We start from the raw sequence: 17,852 nt of genomic DNA, 5'->3' as shown, positions 1-17,852 counted from the left end.
TATGACTACATATATATAAATTTAGATATCCAATTGCATCAATTCATTGTCACTTAAGCCAGCATCCTCATCACGTTCAAAGATGATACCGCCTGGTGCCCGCATCACACCGTCCACACGTGCGCTTTCATGAATCGTTATTGACTGGGAATTTATCTCCCCAAGAACATGAGTGCCGCTTGCAATGTACACGTTTCCCCTTGAGATAATATTACCATGGATGACATTGTCGGTCCCGAGTTTTACATCCTGGATGGTACGTATACTTCCATAAAGTGTGGTGTCGTTTGCCATTTCAAGTGAAGTGGCACGTATATTACCAACAAGCCTGCATTTGTTCCCTATAATAGCATTTGATGGCACTTTCATGGAATCCATTGATATTTTGGAACCATTTGGAATTATCATGGAATTGAGTCCAATAGATTCAACATCATCTTCAAATAGATCCTCTAATGCCTTCTCAACTTCCTCATCCTTCCCCAGCCTTAAGAGTTCACTAATGTAAAGGAAAAGATAAACTATTACAGGAATAGGATTTCTTACGACTATCCATCCTTTGGCTTCAAATCCGCCATTTATCTTGACATCATTGCCAATATCAAGATCGCTTTTTACCACCAGTTTTCCTTCAATAGTGACAAATTCACCAATATAGGCATTCTTATCGGTTTTGACATTACCGCCAATCTGTGACCAGATATCGATCCTAGTATCACCTGTAGATATCAGATCGCCGGAAAGAGAGACCCTCTCACCCAATATTATTGAATTTGCAATGATACCGTATTTGATATCAGAATGATTGCCAGCAATGACATCCCCATCTACGACTATTGTATGCTCTTCCATCCTGGTATTGTCTGGAATTACAAAGGTCTTAAAAATCTCCTCTTCTATGATTTCACTCTCCGGCAGGGGGTAAACTGTATCAAATGTATTAATAGGACTTTATTTCCACGTATTTAATAGATATGGATTTATAAATAGTTATTCTAGGATTGTGCTATCCCTCGCCTTACATCAACCGCAGGACCCCTGTCCATACGAATAGCTTCATGCGGTGACAATAATAATTGACCGGTAGCCATAATTGTATCAGACTCATCAACAACTATCACTTCATCGCCTGCCCTTAGTTCAGGATCAACATTCATCACATGTTTAGCAAAAGCAGTCTTACCTTTTGATACAAAAGGTGCTGCATCCTCACAGATGACCACTCTTGATGCAGGTTTCGCAAGCATACCATGCAAGGCAACCGCACCATCGATGCTGAGCGTAAGCATACCATCTTTCGCACGGACAGTTGCCATATGTTTCCCATTATACTGGATCTGCCGGACACGCTTGGTTTTTGAAAGCTGGAATGTGACCCCATCCGGGAAAAGGATTTCCCCACAGCCTTTTCCAAATTGAATATCAGCCATTATTCGCACTTTTTTGAGATTCTTATCATCATTGCTCATAGATGCTAGATAAAGTATAAGTTTTAAAATGATAGCGGTTAATCAAGAGTAGTTCACACTTATTTAAGAGAACTTACTGTAAAAGATATATAAAGAATATCGAACAGATTTATATATAATAATAGCTAATTATAACTTGAGGAAACGGGTACAACTGCTTGTAACTGTATTCAAAGGTATAGTAACTTTAATCAAGCAAAACCATTCATCCCCTCAAACATGTTCCCGTTTCCTCGTTGCTCAATTACAGGGCCAAACTTTTTTTAAAGAATCATAGTTCGTTAGTTTAATCTTTTTTGCGTTGGACGGATAAAAAAAAATGAAAAAAAGGTTAACGGAAATTAACCTTTGACAACTCCCATAGGGAGAACACGTGCAACTTTTGTGGCAATTCCAAGGTTATGTACAACATCAACAACATCACTGCTGGATTTGTATACTTCAGGCGCTTCTTCAGCTATAAGTGAAGGCTGGGTTGCCCTTACGATGATTCCCTGCGCTTTCAGCTCATTCTGAATCTCTTCACCACGCAGGTCATGCTTTGCACTCTTACGACTCATGACCCTTCCGGCACCATGACAGGCACTACCGAATGTAAGTTCCATTGCAGCAGGGCATCCTTTGAGAATATAGGATGCAGTCCCCATACTTCCCGGAATTATGACAGGTTGTCCTATGTTGCGATAGTCCTCAGGCACTTCAGGGTGACCTGCAGGAAATGCACGTGTAGCACCTTTCCTGTGGACGTAGACCTCTTTTACCTCACCATCAATGGTGTGTTTCTCGAGTTTTGCAACGTTATGGGCAACATCATAAACGAGATCAAGACCAAGATCACCAAATTCTTCTTTAAAGAAACTGTCAAACACTTCACGTGACCAATGCATTATCACCTGACGATTGACCCACGCATAATTTGCCGCACATGTCATTGCCTTGAAATAATCCTGTGCTTCCTCGGATTCAGCAGGAGCACATGCTAGCTGCTTATCAGGGAGTGTTATTTTGTACTTTTTGGAAGCCTGTGAAAGCACTTGCAGATGGTCCGTGCATATCTGATGCCCTGCGCCACGGGAACCACAGTGTATCATAAAGGTTATCTGTCCTTCTTTAAGGCCGAATGCCTTTGCTGCCTCCTCATCATATATCTTATCTACATACTGGACCTCAAGGAAATGGTTGCCGCTTCCAAGGGTTCCGATCTGTGGCCTGCCTCTTTTGCGGGCTTTTATACTCACCTTTGAAGGATCTGCGCCCGGCATGGTACCATTGCTCTCACAATGACTGATATCCCCTTTTACACCATACCCGTTCTCCACAGCCCAACGGACCCCATGTACAAAAATATCATCGAGTTCTTTGTCATTGACCTTTCTACGGCTCTTTGAACCAACACCTGATGGTATAGCCTCAAACAGAGCATCCAGTAGTTCCGGAAGTTTCGGCCGGACATCTTCCTCTGATAGATTGGAGCGTATAAGACGCACTCCGCAATTAATATCAAAACCAACACCACCAGGACTTATTACACCTTCATGTTTATCAAAAGCAGCAACTCCGCCAATGGAAAAACCATAACCCAGATGCGCATCCGGCATTGCCATTGAATATTTCTGAATTCCCGGGAGAGAAGCTACATTGGCAACCTGGTCAATAGTCTCCTTTTCGAGTATATCCAGAAGGGTCTTTGATACGAATATCCTCCCGGGAACGTTCATCCCCGGTTTGAAGTTTGCGGGCACCTCCCAGGTATTATCATCGACCTTAGTAAGAATATCATGAACTGAACTTTCATTTTCCTGTGACATCATTAATTCCTCTTTTCAAACATCTATAATCAAGACTATATGCTCTAAACGTATGAATATATTGATTATAAGAAATTGCTGCAATGAGATTATCAGGTATCCACTGTTGCCTGTATCATCCAGCCATCATCGGTCTTTTCTATTCTCATATCGTTGTATGTGGCTGCTTTTACTTCAGTATCAAACACATGAACAGAGAGGTCCATTGCTTCCCCTGACAGTGTTGCGGACATGGAGCATTCTTCATCGCAGATATTCAATTCATTGACCCTGACACTACCAAAGACCATTTCATCAACCTCGAAAACAAAAAGTATCTCGGAAAGCCAGTCAAAAAGAAGACTATCGAGATCAGGGGAAGTCAGTTCAATGTCCACTGATGAGCTGTTCTTCACTGAACTGGTATCGACCATAACGTTGAGCATGGCAAGGGCAGCATTCTGGAAAGCTTCCTCAAGAGTTTTACCGTAAGCCCGGAATTTGGCATCTGCTGTGTGTTCCAGATACTCGAAGTCCTTGTTCATATCAGATGACATGAACCTTAATTGATCTGGATATAATTAAATTAGCCCCCTTAGTATGGACCTGACTTCATTATTCAAGCTGTTTCCATATGTGCGCGATACGCTGGAAAGCTGTTATGTGGCTACCTGCGCCGATGACGATGACCATCCAGCCAAGAGAGGAGAAACCGTAGATTGTGGACTGGTAGACAAAATAGACAACTGATGATAGCATGATAAGTACCAGCCGGTCAGCCCTTCCGATAATGCCACCGTAGTACCGTCCAAGGTGAAGTGCCTGTGCCTGTGTGCCAAGATAACTTGTGAGCAGCACGCCTACAATGGCTGCGACACCTATCTGCCAATCCACGTAACCGCCAAAGAAAATACCGCAAATGATGAATACGTCAGAATAGCGGTCAATGACATGGTCGAGGAAGTCGCCCCTTGCACTTGCTATGTCAAGATAGCGTGCCATAAGACCATCCACTGCATCAAGCAGGGAGTTGACCGCAACCAGCAATCCGGCCACCAATACAAGAAGAGGATCAAAGGCCGAATAATAGTAGAGAAAACCTGCAAGTGCTGCAAAGAAAAGTGAGAGCATCGATATTGCATTTGGCGAGATGCCTGCATCGGCTATTATCCTTGCCAGCGGCTCAAGTATTTTTGAAGCTACGGGTCTTAGAGCATTGAATGTCATGAGTATTGTATCCAATGAGCATTTTTATGATTTAACGTTTTCCGGGAACTTGATGAAATTAGTTTTTCTTTGCAAGATCATACCAGTACTTAATCTTGCAGGAATGCTCTACCTGAGTGGTTAGCACGTAGGCTTCATCAAGAACCTTACCGATGGCAAAGGTACCATGGCTGTAAATGATCGATGCCTTATATGACGCAAGAGATGCGGCAAGATTCTGTGCAAGTTCCTCGGAACCTATCCCACCTTTGACAATAGGCATTTCCCCCAGGAAATACTGCCCTTCACTGTCCGCAGGAGTGATGCTGTCCCCCTCTGCAAGCAGGGAGAGTGTTACCGCAAAGGGACAGTGCGCATGAACTATAGCAAGTGCCGGCGTGCTCCGGTATATGGCCCTGTGAACGATAGTCTCGGACGATGCGATCATATCAAGAGCGCATGAACCGCCAATACTTACTTCTACAACACCATCTTCTGTAATCTCATCCAGAGCACAGCCACTTCGTGTGATCAGCATACGGTTGCCAATTCTTACACTAATGTTACCAAAGTGAGATTCCACCAGCCTGTTTTCCACAAGTTTTTTTCCGATCCTTGATATTTCACGCCACATAGGACATCTCCTAACAATGTGCTACCATAAAATTTATCTGCTATTATGGTATGTAAGGGAATGCTTTCCATAAAAAGATGTGGAATAAGCACCATAATGCCTCGATGGCTCAGCCCGGCAGAGCGAGTGATTTGTAATCACTAGGTCGCGTGTTCAAATCACGCTCGAGGCTCTTTACTACTTTTTTTTGAGACGTATAATGAATAATCCATAGTGCAGCGTTTATCGCTATACATGAGTGGTAAATTTGCCAAATATTAATCCCAGTATTTAGTGCTTTGTAACCAAAATAGGCAACCCGTTGTGAATTTGAGTTAAAGCTTTTTGGGCAACATACAACAAGGTCTTTTAAGTCAATATCCAAATTATCAATTAAGAACTCAAACAGGAGTATCCATGCCAATCAAACAAATTGGCTGCTGCGGTGCATACTGCAAAACCTGTCACCCATTCAAAGATGGAGCCTGCATTGGGTGCAAACCAGGATATGACACCGGTGAGAGAGACATCAGCAAAGCAAAGTGCAAAATCAAAATATGCTGCATCAAACGAGAATACAATACTTGTGCTGATTGTCCTGAGATAAACTCATGTCCGACAATAAATGAGTTTTATAGCAAAAACGGATACAAATACGGCAAGTATAAGCAGGCCACTCAGTTTATCAAAGAGAATGGATACATAGAGTTTTTGAATATTGCTGATAACTGGACGAATGCTTACGGGAAATATAAGTAGTTTTTTGTAAAGGTTACCGGCATCTATTTTTACATTCAATGGAACTACATGCCATGAACCCAGGTAGCAACAGAGGGAATATCAAAATAGGATTAAGCGTAGGAATAGTTCTCAAGCAAGACCAGAAGAGCGGAAATATAACCCGCGGTGTTGTCAAGAAGATCCTGACCAATTCCTCATCGCATCCGCATGGGATCAAAGTCCAATTGGAAGATGGCCGTGTTGGAAGAGTAAAGGAAATTAATTGAAAGGTACGATCATTGGTGAAAAATAGAGACCACCCAGTCATATCTTCAGCAAAGACTGTGCCTTACAGGCAACATAAAACAGTTGTTAAAAAATCAAAGATCAAATATACAGTGACGCAATTGTCATCTGACCACGTTTGTGGTATAACATGCAAAACTCTTTTTGCAACTTGTACACCTTGACGCAGATTTATATAATGCTCCAAAATCAACCGGTTTACCTGAGCTTATTGAAACACAAACAATAGACTGACCAAGGGGTATTGTCGCAAGGACCTGTGTGCCACAGCCCGGACAGACCACACTTTCAAGATTCATATATATCCCTCTTTAATTTCGTTGCGGAAATTATGCAATGTTAAAAAAACGCAAATGCAAAAAAGTGTTGTAGGCAGATACGGATCAAAAAAGATTGATCGTAAAGCATCTACCCTTTATTAAAATATAAGAATTATACAAAAGTATAATTAGTATCTTGCTGGTCTGTGCTTCTGGAAGCATTCCCTGCAGTATACAGGCCTGTCACCAGATGGCTTGAAAGGAACTTCTGTTTCCTGTTTGCAGTCTGAACAAGTTGTTTTGTGCATCTCTCTTGGACCTGTTGATCTAAAGCCGCCGCCGCCGCCTCTACTGTTTCCGCCTCTGTCATTGTATCCCATATTTTATATCTCCTTAGTTTTCTATTAGTTCGCTCAGCAAAGCCGAGATTGAGACGTTGCACATGATTAGTTTTATCCGGCCGTAGCCAGATACTTCTGCCCTATACGACTAACTCTAATTGTCCTAGCAATTGTTAAAAGAAGCACACAAAATATAGTAACCCTTTATAAATCGTTGACCAATCGAACTAGACATACCTACACCACCATGTGATATAAACTCGATGCTATCATGAGAACGGTAGAAAAAATCAGAACAAAGGAAGTATTGACTAGATAAAAGTAAATATATCAGAGCACTTCGAGCAAATTCAGTATCCCATGGCAATTACATGTCGTTGCGATAAAGAATATCCTGTTCTCAAATGAGCATTTTTCCTTCTTTTTAGTCACCGTCTTCACATGTTCCATTAAAGAAAGCATATAAGCAAAGCTATTTCAGATAATATCCATGAAAATTACTAGCTGTGTCGTTATCAAACATCATATCCATACAATATCGAAGAAAGGATTAATACATCCATTGCCATTGTTAATAACGGGTTATTATGAGTGTAAAAGTGTCAGAAATCGATAAAATGCCTGTGTTATTCATAGGGCATGGTTCACCCATGAACATCATTAGCAACAACAGTTATACCGAAAGCCTTGTCAAACTCGGGAAAGAGCTTCCAAGGCCTAAGGCAATAATGGTGATCTCTGCCCATTGGATGACCGATGGAACATATGTCACGTGCAATGAAAGACCGAAGACAATTTATGATTTTTACGGCTTCCCCCAGGAATTATATGAAATTCAGTACCCCAGTCAAGGTTCACCGGATAAAGCAGATCTAGCATGCAGATCCGTACACAAAGCAGAGGTGAAATGCAGCAACCAATGGGGACTGGACCATGCATCATGGGCTGTGTTAAAGCACATGTATCCTGACGCGGATATTCCTGTCTTCGAGATGAGCATTGACTACTCCTTTAACGACTGGCAACCAAAAATGATGCAACATCATTATGACATGGCAGCTGAACTTGGAGAGCTTCGAAAACAGGGAGTACTCATCATTGGAAGCGGTAATATAGTACACAACCTGAGCCTCATAGATTTTCGTAATGTCGATGCAAAACCCTATGGTTGGGCTGTTGAATTCGATGAAAAGGTAAAAGCTAACCTTCTATCCGGCAACCACAGGGATCTAATTGAATACCTCAACATGGGTAAAACAGCAACAATGGCAGTGCCTACACTTGACCATTATCTTCCAATGGTATATGCAATCTCCTTACAGGAAAAAGGTGAACCTCTAGAGTTCATTCATGAAGGATTCCAGCATGCTTCGATCTCCATGAGATGTTTTAAAATAGGATAAAATCCACTCCTGATTTAATGACCCAAAAATAACAGAAAAAAGAAGAGGAGAAAGGTAGAAGAATAACAGATCACTTTACCCTGCTACCATATATAGCCTGCAAATGACCTTTTGGATCAAAGTCAGTCCTGAGATTCAGTTTACCTGAATTATGCTGAAGGGTGACATGCCACGTAATTTGAATCTCATCATCATCCGAACTACTCTTTTTCTTGACTTTTATAGAGCTAATACTTGAATTTGGTATTGCAAAATTTGCCGGGCATTCAGCCAAAGCTGCCTGTGCACTCATCCGGGCATATCTTTCAGCATACCTAGCAGAGCCTTTTATCTGGGCACCCCATTGACCAAAAAAACCCTTGCCTTCTGCTTTTGCCTGATCACGGGACTCCTTAACAACCTGTTTTAGCATATCACTTGTAATCTTGGCAAATATGGTTGTATCAGGTGTTGCAACAAGCGTAAATGAATCATAGGATAAACCTAACATCTTACTTTTCTTCATGTTCGGAACAATTCCGATTATTTCGTCATCCATAAGAACCCTCCTCGACATCCAATAGATGTGATACCACAATGTAGCTTCTAAATTAACAACTAAATGGAACCATTGACAAAAATATATTATATATTATATAAAGATTGTTATTTATTTTTTGTGCTATTTTTGGTAGCAAAAAAAGGTTTAAACCGGAACATGAACAAAAGGAATTGAAAAATAGAATGTCGTACCAACACCAACTTCAGATTCAAATCGGATGTTGCCACCAAGAAGTTCCGCAAGGGATTTAGATATAGACATTCCAAGGCCAGTTCCTTTGTACTTCCTTGTGGAAGCATCATTTACCTGCCTGAAACGTCCGAATATGCAATCATATTTATCTTCAGGAACACCGATGCCAGTATCCTTTACATAAAATTCCATATACTCATCGTTAACTGAATAACCAAATTCAACTGAACCTTCATGAGTGAATTTTAATGCATTACCAATAATATTGTTAAATATCTGCCTTATCCTGTGTTCATCTGAATAAAGGAAACTGCCCATATCATCAAGTTCTTTCACCAGAATAAGTTCTATTGGAGGCTCTTTTAGTTCAAACTGGACCTTAAAAAGAGAATACAGGTCATCAAGCATATGATTCACATTGAATGCTTCATTATGGAGATCAAGCTGATTGGCTTCGATTTTGGAGATATCAAGAATATCATCTATGATCAGCAACAACTGTTCACCGCTCTTTTTGATGAGGCCAGCATAATGAGTGCATTTTTCTTCAGATATGTTGCCAAACTGGATCATTTCTGAAAAACCAAGTATTCCGTTCAATGGAGTTCGAAGTTCGTGACTGATGTTTGCAAGGAATCGGGATTTCAGCAGGTCAGCTTCTTCCGCTTTGTCCTTTGCGACCAATAACTCGGCTTCAGTGGTTTTCAAAACCTGCCGGTTGACCAGAAGAAAAGCAATGAGAATGAACTGTAACACAAGTGCAATAAAAATAACAAGCAGTTCTTTTTGATACTCTTCAAAAAAAGAAAGGTCTTTATTTATAAGTATACTGCCAGCCGGAAGAGAACTTTCGGATATTGAAAATCGTTCCATCTGATTCCAGTCGAACATGAAATCATGATATTGACTCTCCAGAACTGGAAGTTCGTCTGCGCCCTCGCCATCAAGTACTCTTAAAGCATATTCACCTGCGAGCCTGCCCTCATTTTCAGCACTTGTTAACTTGCCACCAACTATACCATTACCCAGATAGAATTCCCAGACCGAATAAACAGGAACACTGGAAACATCCGCTATGGCGTTGATGGATTCTGTCATGGTTACCTCATTTCCGGCTTTATCCCTGCTGAAGAGAAGTAAAAAGATGACCGTATCATCTGAGACATTTGCAACGGTTTCCTGCATTTGTAAAACCGTCATGTCTTCCAGATACTCGATCTGAAGCTTATCTTCGTAGGGTTGGAACTCTTTTTTTGCCTGCTCGGTTGTTATCAGGGATGTGTGGCTATTATTGTCCCTCACAACAAGCAGTCTTTTGGTATCAGGATGAAGCTCTAATATGAGATCAAGTGTCTCTGCAGGTTCAATATGCTCAACTATACCAGTCATCAATGAACGGTTTTCTCTCCACATCGGATCGTAATCATTAGCCCCGCAAAAAACCACAGGGATGTCAGGAGAGAATATTTCAAGTCCTGCTTCAGAGGTCAGGAAATCAATCGCATAATTATCTGCACAAATTATCAGGCCAAATTCATCATGGTTTTTGTACTTTTGCCTGTAAACATCTGCAAGAGAGTCAATGTATTCCTTATCAGGATGTCTTTTTGCATCCATGTATTCGAAATATATTTCTGCATTAGAATATTCGCTGTCTTTAAAGACATCAAGAATACCCTGAGTTATCATACTCGACCATTCATAAGTAGGATAATACGAATGGAATATGAGAATTTGAGGGGGCTGCGAATCTGCCGCATCCGCGTACTCAGTAGACGATGCTAAAGCGGCCGGAGACAAGAGATTAGTGACAAGAAGTAGAATAAATAAAAGGTTCCGAGCCATCTTTCCTGTCAAAACATCATATCCGTTTAATTTATAGAATCAGAAATAAGCGAATTATTTTATGTAGCAAAGCTATTCTATAATAATTGGAGATATATAAATATATATCATTATATAATTCGGATAACTGTGCATAAGGATACTTATCCAGACAGATTAAAAAGAGTTATTTGTTTTGAATGGTTAACAGGAAGCGATTTATCAAGAAATAACAAAAATAAATTGTGTGATTAATAGATGCACTACACCAATACAGATGAAAATGGGAACGTTATAAATTTACTTATCGAGATGGAGAAAATAATAGTCCGAAAAAAGGACAAGATAATTCTGAACTCCATTTCTTTCAACATAAAAGAGGGAGAGAATATAGCCATCATCGGACCCAATGGTTCTGGCAAGTCCTCCATCATCAAGACTATAATTGGTGACTACCGACCTATTGCAGGAACAAAAGGAATGGTATTCAGAGTACTTGGAAAGAACCGGTGGAACCTTTTAGACCTCAAAAAACTGCTAGGGACAGTTTCAGGGGACCTGCAATTTGAATACACCAGGGACATAACAGTAACCGATGTAGTGCTTTCCGGTTTTTTCAGCAGCATAGGCATCTATCCGAATCTTCGGATCAAACCCTACATGCTGGAAAGGACCGATGAGATAATTGATTTCCTGGAGATCGGACACCTTGCGGATAAGAATATCTCAGAACTCTCAACCGGGGAAGCAAGAAGAGTGCTCATCGGAAGGGCACTTGTGCATGACCCAATGATACTTGTGCTGGATGAGCCTACCAACAGTCTGGACCTGAAAAGCAAACATAAGTTCAGGGAAACTGTGAGCAAGATAGCAGCCGCAGGAAAGAGTATAATTCTTGTAACACACGACCTTGAAGATATAGTACCTGAAATACACCGTGTTGTTTTGCTAAAAGATGGGAACATATTTGCGGATGGAGACATTGAAAGCATACTCAATGCAGAGAAACTGACCGATCTCTTCGGGATTCCTGTTGATGTCAGCAAGGACAAAGGCTACTACCATGCATGGTGCTGACAACTATTTTATTCATATGTCCGGATTCAGATAACCATTTAAGGCAGCAATATATTTACTAAACTATAACTTTTACACGGATGATATTATGAGGGAATTTATCGACCAGCTCAGGAAGAACGGGAAACTTGTTGAGATCACAGAGCCTGTTTCAAAGGTGTTCGAAGCACCGCGTATTGCAAAGAAGACACCCGGACCAGTACTTTTCCATGACATTGACGGCAACAAAGCCATCATGAACGTGCTCGGTTCAAGGGATGAGCTTGCAACAATGTTCGGCGTGGACAAGGACAAGATCATCAAGAGACTCTCAGAAGTATCACCTGATGGCGAGGTTGTTATTGTAAAAGACTCACCAACAATGGAAGTTATCGAGGACGATGTTGACCTCACAAAACTCCCTATAATGACACACTTCGAGAAAGATGCAGGACCATATCTCACAGCCGGAGTTGTTGTGACAGAATACGATGGTGTCATGAACGCAGCTATCCATAGACTCCTTGTAGTAGATAAGACAAGACTTGCAGCACGTCTTGTAGCTCCAAGACACAGCTATGTGATGCACAAGAAGGCATCCGACAAAGGAGAAAAACTTCCAATTGCAATTGTTCTTGGTGCAGACCCAACAGTTATATTCGCATCCACAACACGTGTGCCTGCTGGTAAGGAATTCCATTATGCTGCTGCCCTTCGTGGCAGACCTGTGGAACTGTTCGAGTGTTCCAACGGCATTAAAGTGCCACATGCAGAGATAGTCCTTGAAGGCTACATAGACCCTAAAGAGAGAGTTGATGAAGGACCATTCGTAGACATCACAGGAACCTATGACCTTGTTAGACAGGAACCAGTCATACACATAACCAGAATATTACACCGCAAGGACCCAATTTACCATGGAATCCTTCCTGCTGGTCCGGAACACCTGTTGATGATGGGTGTTCCCTATGAACCAAGGATATTCAATGCTGTGAGTGAAGTTACAACCGTAAAGAATGTAGTGCTCACTGAAGGCGGATGCTGCTACCTTCATGCAGTGGTTCAGATAGAGAAACAGACAGAAGGCGACGGGAAGAATGCCATCATGGCAGCCTTTGCCGCCCACACAAGCCTGAAGCATGTTGTTGTGGTTGATGATGATATTGACATCTTCGACCTGCATGATGTGGAATTTGCCATTGCCACCAGAGTAAAAGGTGACATGGATATCATGATAATACCAAATGTGAGAGGTAGTTCACTTGATCCAAGAGGTGCACCTGACGGAACAACTACCAAAGTCGGCATTGATGCGACAAAGGTGCTCAGGGAAGCCCAGAACTTTGAACGTGCAAAGATGCCCGAATGAGGAAAGGAAAACGGCGGAACAATAATGTATCTTACACCTGAAGAAGAAAAGACTCTTGAAGGAGAGTATGGACCTAGCCTCCAAAAAGCAATAGAGATCCTTGTGGCACTGGGCGATATCTACGGTGCGGACAGGCTCATACCTGTAAAAAGTGCCCAGATAGCCGGAGTATCATATAAGACAATTGGAGATGCAGGACTGGAATGGATTTCTGACCTTGAAGGAAAAGTGAAGATACCTTCAATACTCAACCCTGCCGGAATGGACATCAACAAATGGGAAGAGATGGGTATTGACCCTGCTTTTGCAAAGAAGCAGCAGCAGATCATAGAAGCTTATGCAAAACTTGGAATTCAGACAAAATGCACATGCACCCCTTATTATCTTGAAGGGTTTGATGTTAAACTGGATGACCACATCGCTTGGAGCGAGTCCTCGGCAGTTTCCTATGCCAACTCTGTAATAGGTGCAAGGACAAACCGTGAAGGGGGACCTTCAGCCCTTTCAGCAGCCCTTATCGGGAAAACTGCAAATTACGGATACCACCTTGATGAGATGAGGGAACCTGTAATAGCTGTGGAAGTTGATTGCGAACTTTCAGGCTCTGATTACGGTGCCCTCGGTTACGTAGTGGGGAAGACCGTCGGAAGCAGGGTGCCCATATTCTACACGAAGAACGAACCTTCCAAAAATGAGATGAAATCACTCGGTGCAGCTCTTGCAGCATCCGGGGCTGTGGCATTATACCATATAGAAGGCGTGACACCTGAAGCTGTCAGGAACAGGTTTGCAAAACCCGATGAGAGGATCCCTGTTGAGAGAGTACAGATAGACGAGGTCTATGAAACTAATAAGGATATACTGTCCAGCGAAATAATAACTGTGGGATGTCCACATTGCTCTCCTGAAGAACTGGAAGAGATCGCAGAACTCGTTAACGGAAAGAAATTACAGAAGGAGATGTGGGTCTGCACTGCAAGGGAGATTGCTGAGAAATACCCGGACCTTGTAGAGAGAATTGAGAAGAGTGGTGCAAAGGTTGTGTGTGATACCTGTATGGTAGTATCACCTGCCACTAACAAGTATAGCTCTATAACAGTTAATTCCGGAAAGGCGCTTGCCTACGTACCAAGCATGTGTAAAGTGGCTGCAAAGTATGCGAGCATTGAGGACTGTATCAAAGAGGCAGGTGTCATCGATGAGAGTTAATTGCAGGACCATAGCCAGGGGTGTTGCAGAAGGAGAAGTGCTCCTAACCCGTGACCCCATATCATTCCTTGGGAATGTTGACCCTGAGACCGGAGAGATCGTAGAGCCTCAGCATGAGCTTTACGGCCAGTCCATCAGCGGAAAGGTTCTTGTCTTCCCATACGGAAAAGGGTCTACCGTTGGTTCATATGTCATTTATCAGCTTTTCAAGAACAACGTAGCGCCTGCTGCAATGATAAATATTGAATCAGAACCCATTGTAGCAGTAGGAGCAATAATATCAGAGATTCCACTCGTAGACAAGCTGGAAACTGATCCTTTTGAATTGTTGAAGAACGGTGACAGAGTTATCGTTAACAGCACTGCTTCCTTTGTAGAGATAAACAAAGACTGAGACTAATTCATGGATGTCTGCTTTCGCTGGAATAAGAAAAATGCATATAGCCTTGCTGCGCTGGCTCCCCTTCTTCCGGGTGCTTTGAAGGTCAAGGCACCTCATGATGGAATAATGATATACAGCTTTGCCACAAGGCAGGCAGATTCAGTATTTCAGGAAGTAAAGAAAGCAAACACCGAATCTATATTCATAGCAGGCGGACCCCATCCATCCGGAGCTGCCGAGGAAACACTTGAACATTTTGATTACGTGGTCGTAGGAGAAGGAGAAGAGACACTGCCTGAGCTTATAGAGACTATAGCTTCAGGCAAGGATGTATCCAGGGTAAAGGGAATAGCATATAAGGACAATGCGGGAAAAACTGTTTTCACTGATAAAAGAGACCCTGTTGACCTTGATAAATATCCCTGTTTCGACCCGAATACCCTCATGTCACCTCTGGAAATAAGTAGAGGATGCCCTTTCAGGTGTAAGTACTGCCAGACACCACGCCTTTTTGGTAATAAAATGAGGCACCGGAGTGTAGATTCCATAATGAAATTTGTGGAATACTACAAGGACCTGAGATTCACATCTTCAAATGCCCTCGCCTATGGCAGTGACGGGATACATCCCCGGCTCGACAAGGTTGAGAAGCTTCTCTCTACACTCCACGAATATGGAGACAGGAACATCTTTTTCGGCACATTCCCGTCAGAGGTAAGACCGGAGTTCGTCACAAACGAATCACTGGAACTTATCACAAAATACTGCACCAATACCAAAGTAAGTCTCGGGGCACAGTCAGGCAGTGACCGTATCCTCAGAAGCATCCTGAGAGGGCACACGGTGGATGATGTTGTCCATAGCATTGAACTCTGTTTTGACCACGGTATCACGCCGATAGTGGACTTCATGGTGGGATTCCCTGATGAAACAGAGGAGGAACAGGATATGAGTCTTGAGCTTATTCAGTGGATATGCAAAAAAGGCGGCCATGTGCATTCACATTACCTGACACCGCTTCCAGGGACACCGTATGCAGATATCAAAACCTCGCCGGTGAGCGACCGTTACAGGAAAGTGTTGGGGAAAATGGCGTTGGAAGGGAAGGTTACAGGTTCATGGAATGAAACTCATTCATCCAGACGCTCATAAACACCTTTAAAGAAATAAGCAGAGAACGCAATCACAAATGCGAAAGTGCATGAAGTTGCAAAGACCATGTGCAGGTCGCTGTGGAATAACACAACTGCAAGAACAAGTGGGGCTGCTGTTTGTCCTGCGTACTTCATTATGTTGAAAACTGACACAATGCCCCCCATCATTCCAGGGGGAGCTACCTGAGTTGCAAGGGTATTCAGTTGAGGTTGCACCATTCCAAAACCGACCCCGAATATGAAGATCAGAATTAGAACATGGTAAAGTGAACCTGCAAATATGAGACCACCAAGTGCGATGCCGGTTATTGAAAAACCTGCTATGAGGAGCTTTTGCTTACCAAATTTGGATGATAAAAATCTGGCGCGTGATGATATCCCAGCCATTGCTATTCCCTGAATACCGAGTGCCAGTCCTGCCTGACTTGCGGTGAAATTATAATTGTCCTTGAGGATGAACGGGACATAGATAACTACCGTATAGAGCAGGAAGAAGATAGAAAAGCTCAGTATAATAGTATAAAGAATACGGAATTCGGCAAGAGTCCTTATTATAGAGTTCCTGTTTTTCGCCCTGTTCTCATGAGGATTGGTTTCAGGAAGAAAGACTGTCACAATAATTGCAAGGGGAATGGTAAGACCATAGAACAGGAATGGTACATTCCATCCGTATGAAGCAAGGATACCACCGATCAAAGGTGCGGACACAGCACCTATACCCGTTGTCATGCTCATTTTACCCATGGCATTGACCCTGTCAAGACCGGTGTATATTTCCCCTATCATTGTCATGACAATGGGGAGCATTCCTGCAATGCCTATACCCTGGACAAATCTCAAAGCCAGAAGCATGGCCATATCAGTGGAAAAATAGCACGCTAAACCGGCAATCCCGTTGATCAGAAGACATGGCACCAGTATCTTTTTGCGACCCACGCGATCTGTGATGAAACTAACAACAATCATGGAGAGAGCTGTAGAGAAGGTATACATTCCAAGGATCAATCCCACAGCTTCACGTGAAGTATTCAATGGTTCAACCATAAAGGGAAGTACAGGACCGAGCAGAGCCCCGGCTGACATTGAAAAGAATGCAACAAGACAGATCAGCAGAAGATTCTGTGTTCCTTTCATTTTACCGATGATCAATATTTTCAGTTTACTGGCTTGATTCTTTTTTGACCTTATGTTCAATAAAGTCATCATTGAATAAGACAAATACTGTAATTTCCTCACCTTTGTTGAACTTCCTCATCTCCCCGTCGTATACACTTTGAACATGTTTGAGACCGTTCTTTTTGAAATGTTCTTCTGCTTTTTTGAAGAACTCTGCTACCTGCATAAGATAACCGGTTTCATAGGATTTTATCAGGAGAGCGATCTCTTCAGACTCATCATCACTTATTCCAGTATGGTAGCAGCCATGCTGACCCGGTCCAGCTATTTGCCTCCAGTCGATATTCCCATCCTCATCCGCTTCACGGTGCAACATGTAAGGATAAAGCCTGCATATCAGCGGACGCTGTCCATAGATAGCACATTTCTTTTCATGGAGGAAAATGCATGAACCGTCCTTTTTTACTTTAAGTGAATAACCGGAAACGTAGAACCGCCCATGCTGATCGCATAGCTCATAATAAGGAGCAGGTTCTAGAGAATCCGAGGATATGGCCTTTATCCTGACAGCATCATCGTTAAGAAGGAAAACATGATCATTGAATTCCCGGGTGCAGCAGCGTGCACAGAAATCACATTCAAAGCCAACTTCCTGTATTATGGATATTAGTTTGTCCATCGGATAATCCTGTACACCTTTAAGCTCATCTTTCACTGCTTTAAGCTGTTTCTCAATTGGTGAAGTAACCTTGATCAACTCCTGTTATAGTGATTGCCATAATCCCTGCTGTCTACAAGTAATTTTGCTCTGATTTTCCCGCAAGCTTTAATAATGAGCATTACGTCTAGAAGTAAACTCACGACTAGAATTATATATCTAGGTTAACTTAAAATTTATAATTAA

Annotated in this window: 20 protein-coding genes and 1 tRNA gene; 9 read left to right on the top strand and 12 right to left on the bottom strand. The window is 42.3% G+C overall.

Translation table 11 applies throughout. From position 1 onward, the window contains the following. Positions 1-21 precede the first annotated feature (21 nt). From RE476_RS12305 to RE476_RS12280, 6 genes are all read right to left on the bottom strand, one after another. Entirely contained in the window at positions 22-852 is an 831-nt protein-coding gene (locus tag RE476_RS12305; protein ID WP_309307928.1) for a polymer-forming cytoskeletal protein, read from the bottom strand. 143 nt (positions 853-995) lie between these two features. Further along, positions 996-1,469, bottom strand: coding sequence for a PUA domain-containing protein (locus RE476_RS12300; RefSeq protein ID WP_309307927.1), 474 nt, complete (start codon positions 1,467-1,469; stop codon positions 996-998). A 341-nt stretch (positions 1,470-1,810) separates the two neighbouring features. Then, positions 1,811-3,277, bottom strand: a complete 1,467-nt coding sequence (locus RE476_RS12295) for an RtcB family protein (protein WP_309309619.1) — start codon at positions 3,275-3,277, stop codon at positions 1,811-1,813. 92 nt (positions 3,278-3,369) lie between these two features. Beyond that, positions 3,370-3,813: an archease gene (locus RE476_RS12290; protein WP_309307926.1), complete on the bottom strand. Its 444-nt coding sequence runs from the start codon at positions 3,811-3,813 to the stop codon at positions 3,370-3,372. A 58-nt stretch (positions 3,814-3,871) separates the two neighbouring features. Beyond that, positions 3,872-4,483, bottom strand: a complete 612-nt coding sequence (locus RE476_RS12285) for a CDP-alcohol phosphatidyltransferase family protein (protein ID WP_309307925.1) — start codon at positions 4,481-4,483, stop codon at positions 3,872-3,874. A gap of 58 nt (positions 4,484-4,541) precedes the next feature. Beyond that, a complete protein-coding gene (locus RE476_RS12280; RefSeq protein WP_309307924.1) occupies positions 4,542-5,096 on the bottom strand; it encodes an aldolase in 555 nt (184 codons plus the stop codon). 98 nt (positions 5,097-5,194) lie between these two features. Between RE476_RS12280 and RE476_RS12275 the strand changes: the two genes are divergently transcribed. From RE476_RS12275 to RE476_RS12265, 3 genes are all read left to right on the top strand, one after another. Continuing rightward, a tRNA-Thr gene (locus RE476_RS12275) sits at positions 5,195-5,268 on the top strand. Positions 5,269-5,492: 224 nt separating this feature from the next. Next, positions 5,493-5,834: a DUF3795 domain-containing protein gene (locus RE476_RS12270; RefSeq protein WP_309307923.1), complete on the top strand. Its 342-nt coding sequence runs from the start codon at positions 5,493-5,495 to the stop codon at positions 5,832-5,834. A 53-nt stretch (positions 5,835-5,887) separates the two neighbouring features. Next, positions 5,888-6,082: a YwbE family protein gene (locus tag RE476_RS12265; RefSeq protein WP_309309618.1), complete on the top strand. Its 195-nt coding sequence runs from the start codon at positions 5,888-5,890 to the stop codon at positions 6,080-6,082. A gap of 123 nt (positions 6,083-6,205) precedes the next feature. On the opposite strand, the gene RE476_RS12260 is transcribed toward RE476_RS12265, so the two are convergent. Both RE476_RS12260 and RE476_RS12255 read right to left on the bottom strand, forming a co-directional pair. Further along, positions 6,206-6,400 (bottom strand): hypothetical protein, encoded by a 195-nt coding sequence (locus RE476_RS12260; protein WP_309307921.1) that lies wholly within the window; start codon positions 6,398-6,400, stop codon positions 6,206-6,208. 149 nt (positions 6,401-6,549) lie between these two features. Continuing rightward, positions 6,550-6,741, bottom strand: coding sequence for a CxxC-x17-CxxC domain-containing protein (locus RE476_RS12255; protein ID WP_309307920.1), 192 nt, complete (start codon positions 6,739-6,741; stop codon positions 6,550-6,552). Between the two features lie 560 nt (positions 6,742-7,301). Here RE476_RS12255 and ygiD point away from each other — a divergent pair. Beyond that, positions 7,302-8,105, top strand: coding sequence for a 4,5-DOPA-extradiol-dioxygenase (gene ygiD, locus RE476_RS12250; protein ID WP_309307919.1), 804 nt, complete (start codon positions 7,302-7,304; stop codon positions 8,103-8,105). 70 nt (positions 8,106-8,175) lie between these two features. Here the strand turns inward: ygiD and RE476_RS12245 are convergent, their stop codons facing one another. Together RE476_RS12245 and RE476_RS12240 are read right to left on the bottom strand one after the other, a co-directional pair. After that, on the bottom strand, positions 8,176-8,643 hold the full coding sequence (locus tag RE476_RS12245) for a hypothetical protein (RefSeq protein ID WP_309307918.1): 468 nt from the start codon (positions 8,641-8,643) through the stop codon (positions 8,176-8,178). Between the two features lie 147 nt (positions 8,644-8,790). Next, complete coding sequence (locus tag RE476_RS12240) at positions 8,791-10,527, bottom strand: sensor histidine kinase (protein ID WP_309307917.1); 1,737 nt, start codon at positions 10,525-10,527, stop codon at positions 8,791-8,793. A gap of 393 nt (positions 10,528-10,920) precedes the next feature. Here RE476_RS12240 and RE476_RS12235 point away from each other — a divergent pair, with 393 nt between their 5' ends. From RE476_RS12235 to RE476_RS12215, 5 genes are all read left to right on the top strand, one after another. Continuing rightward, entirely contained in the window at positions 10,921-11,739 is an 819-nt protein-coding gene (locus RE476_RS12235) for an ABC transporter ATP-binding protein (protein WP_309307916.1), read from the top strand. 88 nt (positions 11,740-11,827) lie between these two features. After that, positions 11,828-13,087 (top strand): UbiD family decarboxylase, encoded by a 1,260-nt coding sequence (locus tag RE476_RS12230; protein ID WP_309307915.1) that lies wholly within the window; start codon positions 11,828-11,830, stop codon positions 13,085-13,087. 24 nt (positions 13,088-13,111) lie between these two features. Further along, positions 13,112-14,296, top strand: a complete 1,185-nt coding sequence (locus tag RE476_RS12225) for an aconitase X catalytic domain-containing protein (RefSeq protein WP_309307914.1) — start codon at positions 13,112-13,114, stop codon at positions 14,294-14,296. After that, positions 14,277-14,690, top strand: coding sequence for a DUF126 domain-containing protein (locus tag RE476_RS12220; RefSeq protein WP_406600997.1), 414 nt, complete (start codon positions 14,277-14,279; stop codon positions 14,688-14,690). The genes RE476_RS12225 and RE476_RS12220 overlap by 20 nt, the downstream gene beginning before the upstream one ends. 9 nt (positions 14,691-14,699) lie before the next feature. Further along, entirely contained in the window at positions 14,700-15,830 is a 1,131-nt protein-coding gene (locus RE476_RS12215) for a TIGR04013 family B12-binding domain/radical SAM domain-containing protein (protein WP_309307912.1), read from the top strand. Here the strand turns inward: RE476_RS12215 and RE476_RS12210 are convergent. Next, positions 15,809-16,966, bottom strand: coding sequence for an MFS transporter (locus tag RE476_RS12210; protein WP_309307911.1), 1,158 nt, complete (start codon positions 16,964-16,966; stop codon positions 15,809-15,811). The genes RE476_RS12215 and RE476_RS12210 overlap by 22 nt on opposite strands. Before the next feature lie 25 nt (positions 16,967-16,991). Further along, positions 16,992-17,705 (bottom strand): YkgJ family cysteine cluster protein, encoded by a 714-nt coding sequence (locus RE476_RS12205; protein ID WP_309307910.1) that lies wholly within the window; start codon positions 17,703-17,705, stop codon positions 16,992-16,994. Positions 17,706-17,852 lie beyond the last annotated feature (147 nt).

Source organism: Methanolobus mangrovi (genome assembly GCF_031312535.1).
Lineage (GTDB): Archaea > Halobacteriota > Methanosarcinia > Methanosarcinales > Methanosarcinaceae > Methanolobus > Methanolobus mangrovi.
This window is presented reverse-complemented; position numbering and strand designations above follow the sequence as displayed.

Coding starts and splice junctions, on each gene's coding strand:
- RE476_RS12240 (WP_309307917.1), bottom strand. CDS start 10,527: ATGATAACTCAGGGTATTCTTGATGTCTTTAAAGACAGCGAATATTCT.
- RE476_RS12235 (WP_309307916.1), top strand. CDS start 10,921: ATGCACTACACCAATACAGATGAAAATGGGAACGTTATAAATTTACTT.
- RE476_RS12305 (WP_309307928.1), bottom strand. CDS start 852: ATGGAAGAGCATACAATAGTCGTAGATGGGGATGTCATTGCTGGCAAT.
- RE476_RS12255 (WP_309307920.1), bottom strand. CDS start 6,741: ATGGGATACAATGACAGAGGCGGAAACAGTAGAGGCGGCGGCGGCGGC.
- RE476_RS12295 (WP_309309619.1), bottom strand. CDS start 3,277: ATGTCACAGGAAAATGAAAGTTCAGTTCATGATATTCTTACTAAGGTC.
- RE476_RS12290 (WP_309307926.1), bottom strand. CDS start 3,813: ATGTCATCTGATATGAACAAGGACTTCGAGTATCTGGAACACACAGCA.
- RE476_RS12300 (WP_309307927.1), bottom strand. CDS start 1,469: ATGAGCAATGATGATAAGAATCTCAAAAAAGTGCGAATAATGGCTGAT.
- RE476_RS12270 (WP_309307923.1), top strand. CDS start 5,493: ATGCCAATCAAACAAATTGGCTGCTGCGGTGCATACTGCAAAACCTGT.
- RE476_RS12260 (WP_309307921.1), bottom strand. CDS start 6,400: ATGAATCTTGAAAGTGTGGTCTGTCCGGGCTGTGGCACACAGGTCCTT.
- RE476_RS12285 (WP_309307925.1), bottom strand. CDS start 4,483: ATGACATTCAATGCTCTAAGACCCGTAGCTTCAAAAATACTTGAGCCG.
- RE476_RS12265 (WP_309309618.1), top strand. CDS start 5,888: ATGAACCCAGGTAGCAACAGAGGGAATATCAAAATAGGATTAAGCGTA.
- RE476_RS12245 (WP_309307918.1), bottom strand. CDS start 8,643: ATGGATGACGAAATAATCGGAATTGTTCCGAACATGAAGAAAAGTAAG.
- RE476_RS12230 (WP_309307915.1), top strand. CDS start 11,828: ATGAGGGAATTTATCGACCAGCTCAGGAAGAACGGGAAACTTGTTGAG.
- RE476_RS12215 (WP_309307912.1), top strand. CDS start 14,700: ATGGATGTCTGCTTTCGCTGGAATAAGAAAAATGCATATAGCCTTGCT.
- RE476_RS12225 (WP_309307914.1), top strand. CDS start 13,112: ATGTATCTTACACCTGAAGAAGAAAAGACTCTTGAAGGAGAGTATGGA.
- RE476_RS12210 (WP_309307911.1), bottom strand. CDS start 16,966: ATGAAAGGAACACAGAATCTTCTGCTGATCTGTCTTGTTGCATTCTTT.
- RE476_RS12280 (WP_309307924.1), bottom strand. CDS start 5,096: ATGTGGCGTGAAATATCAAGGATCGGAAAAAAACTTGTGGAAAACAGG.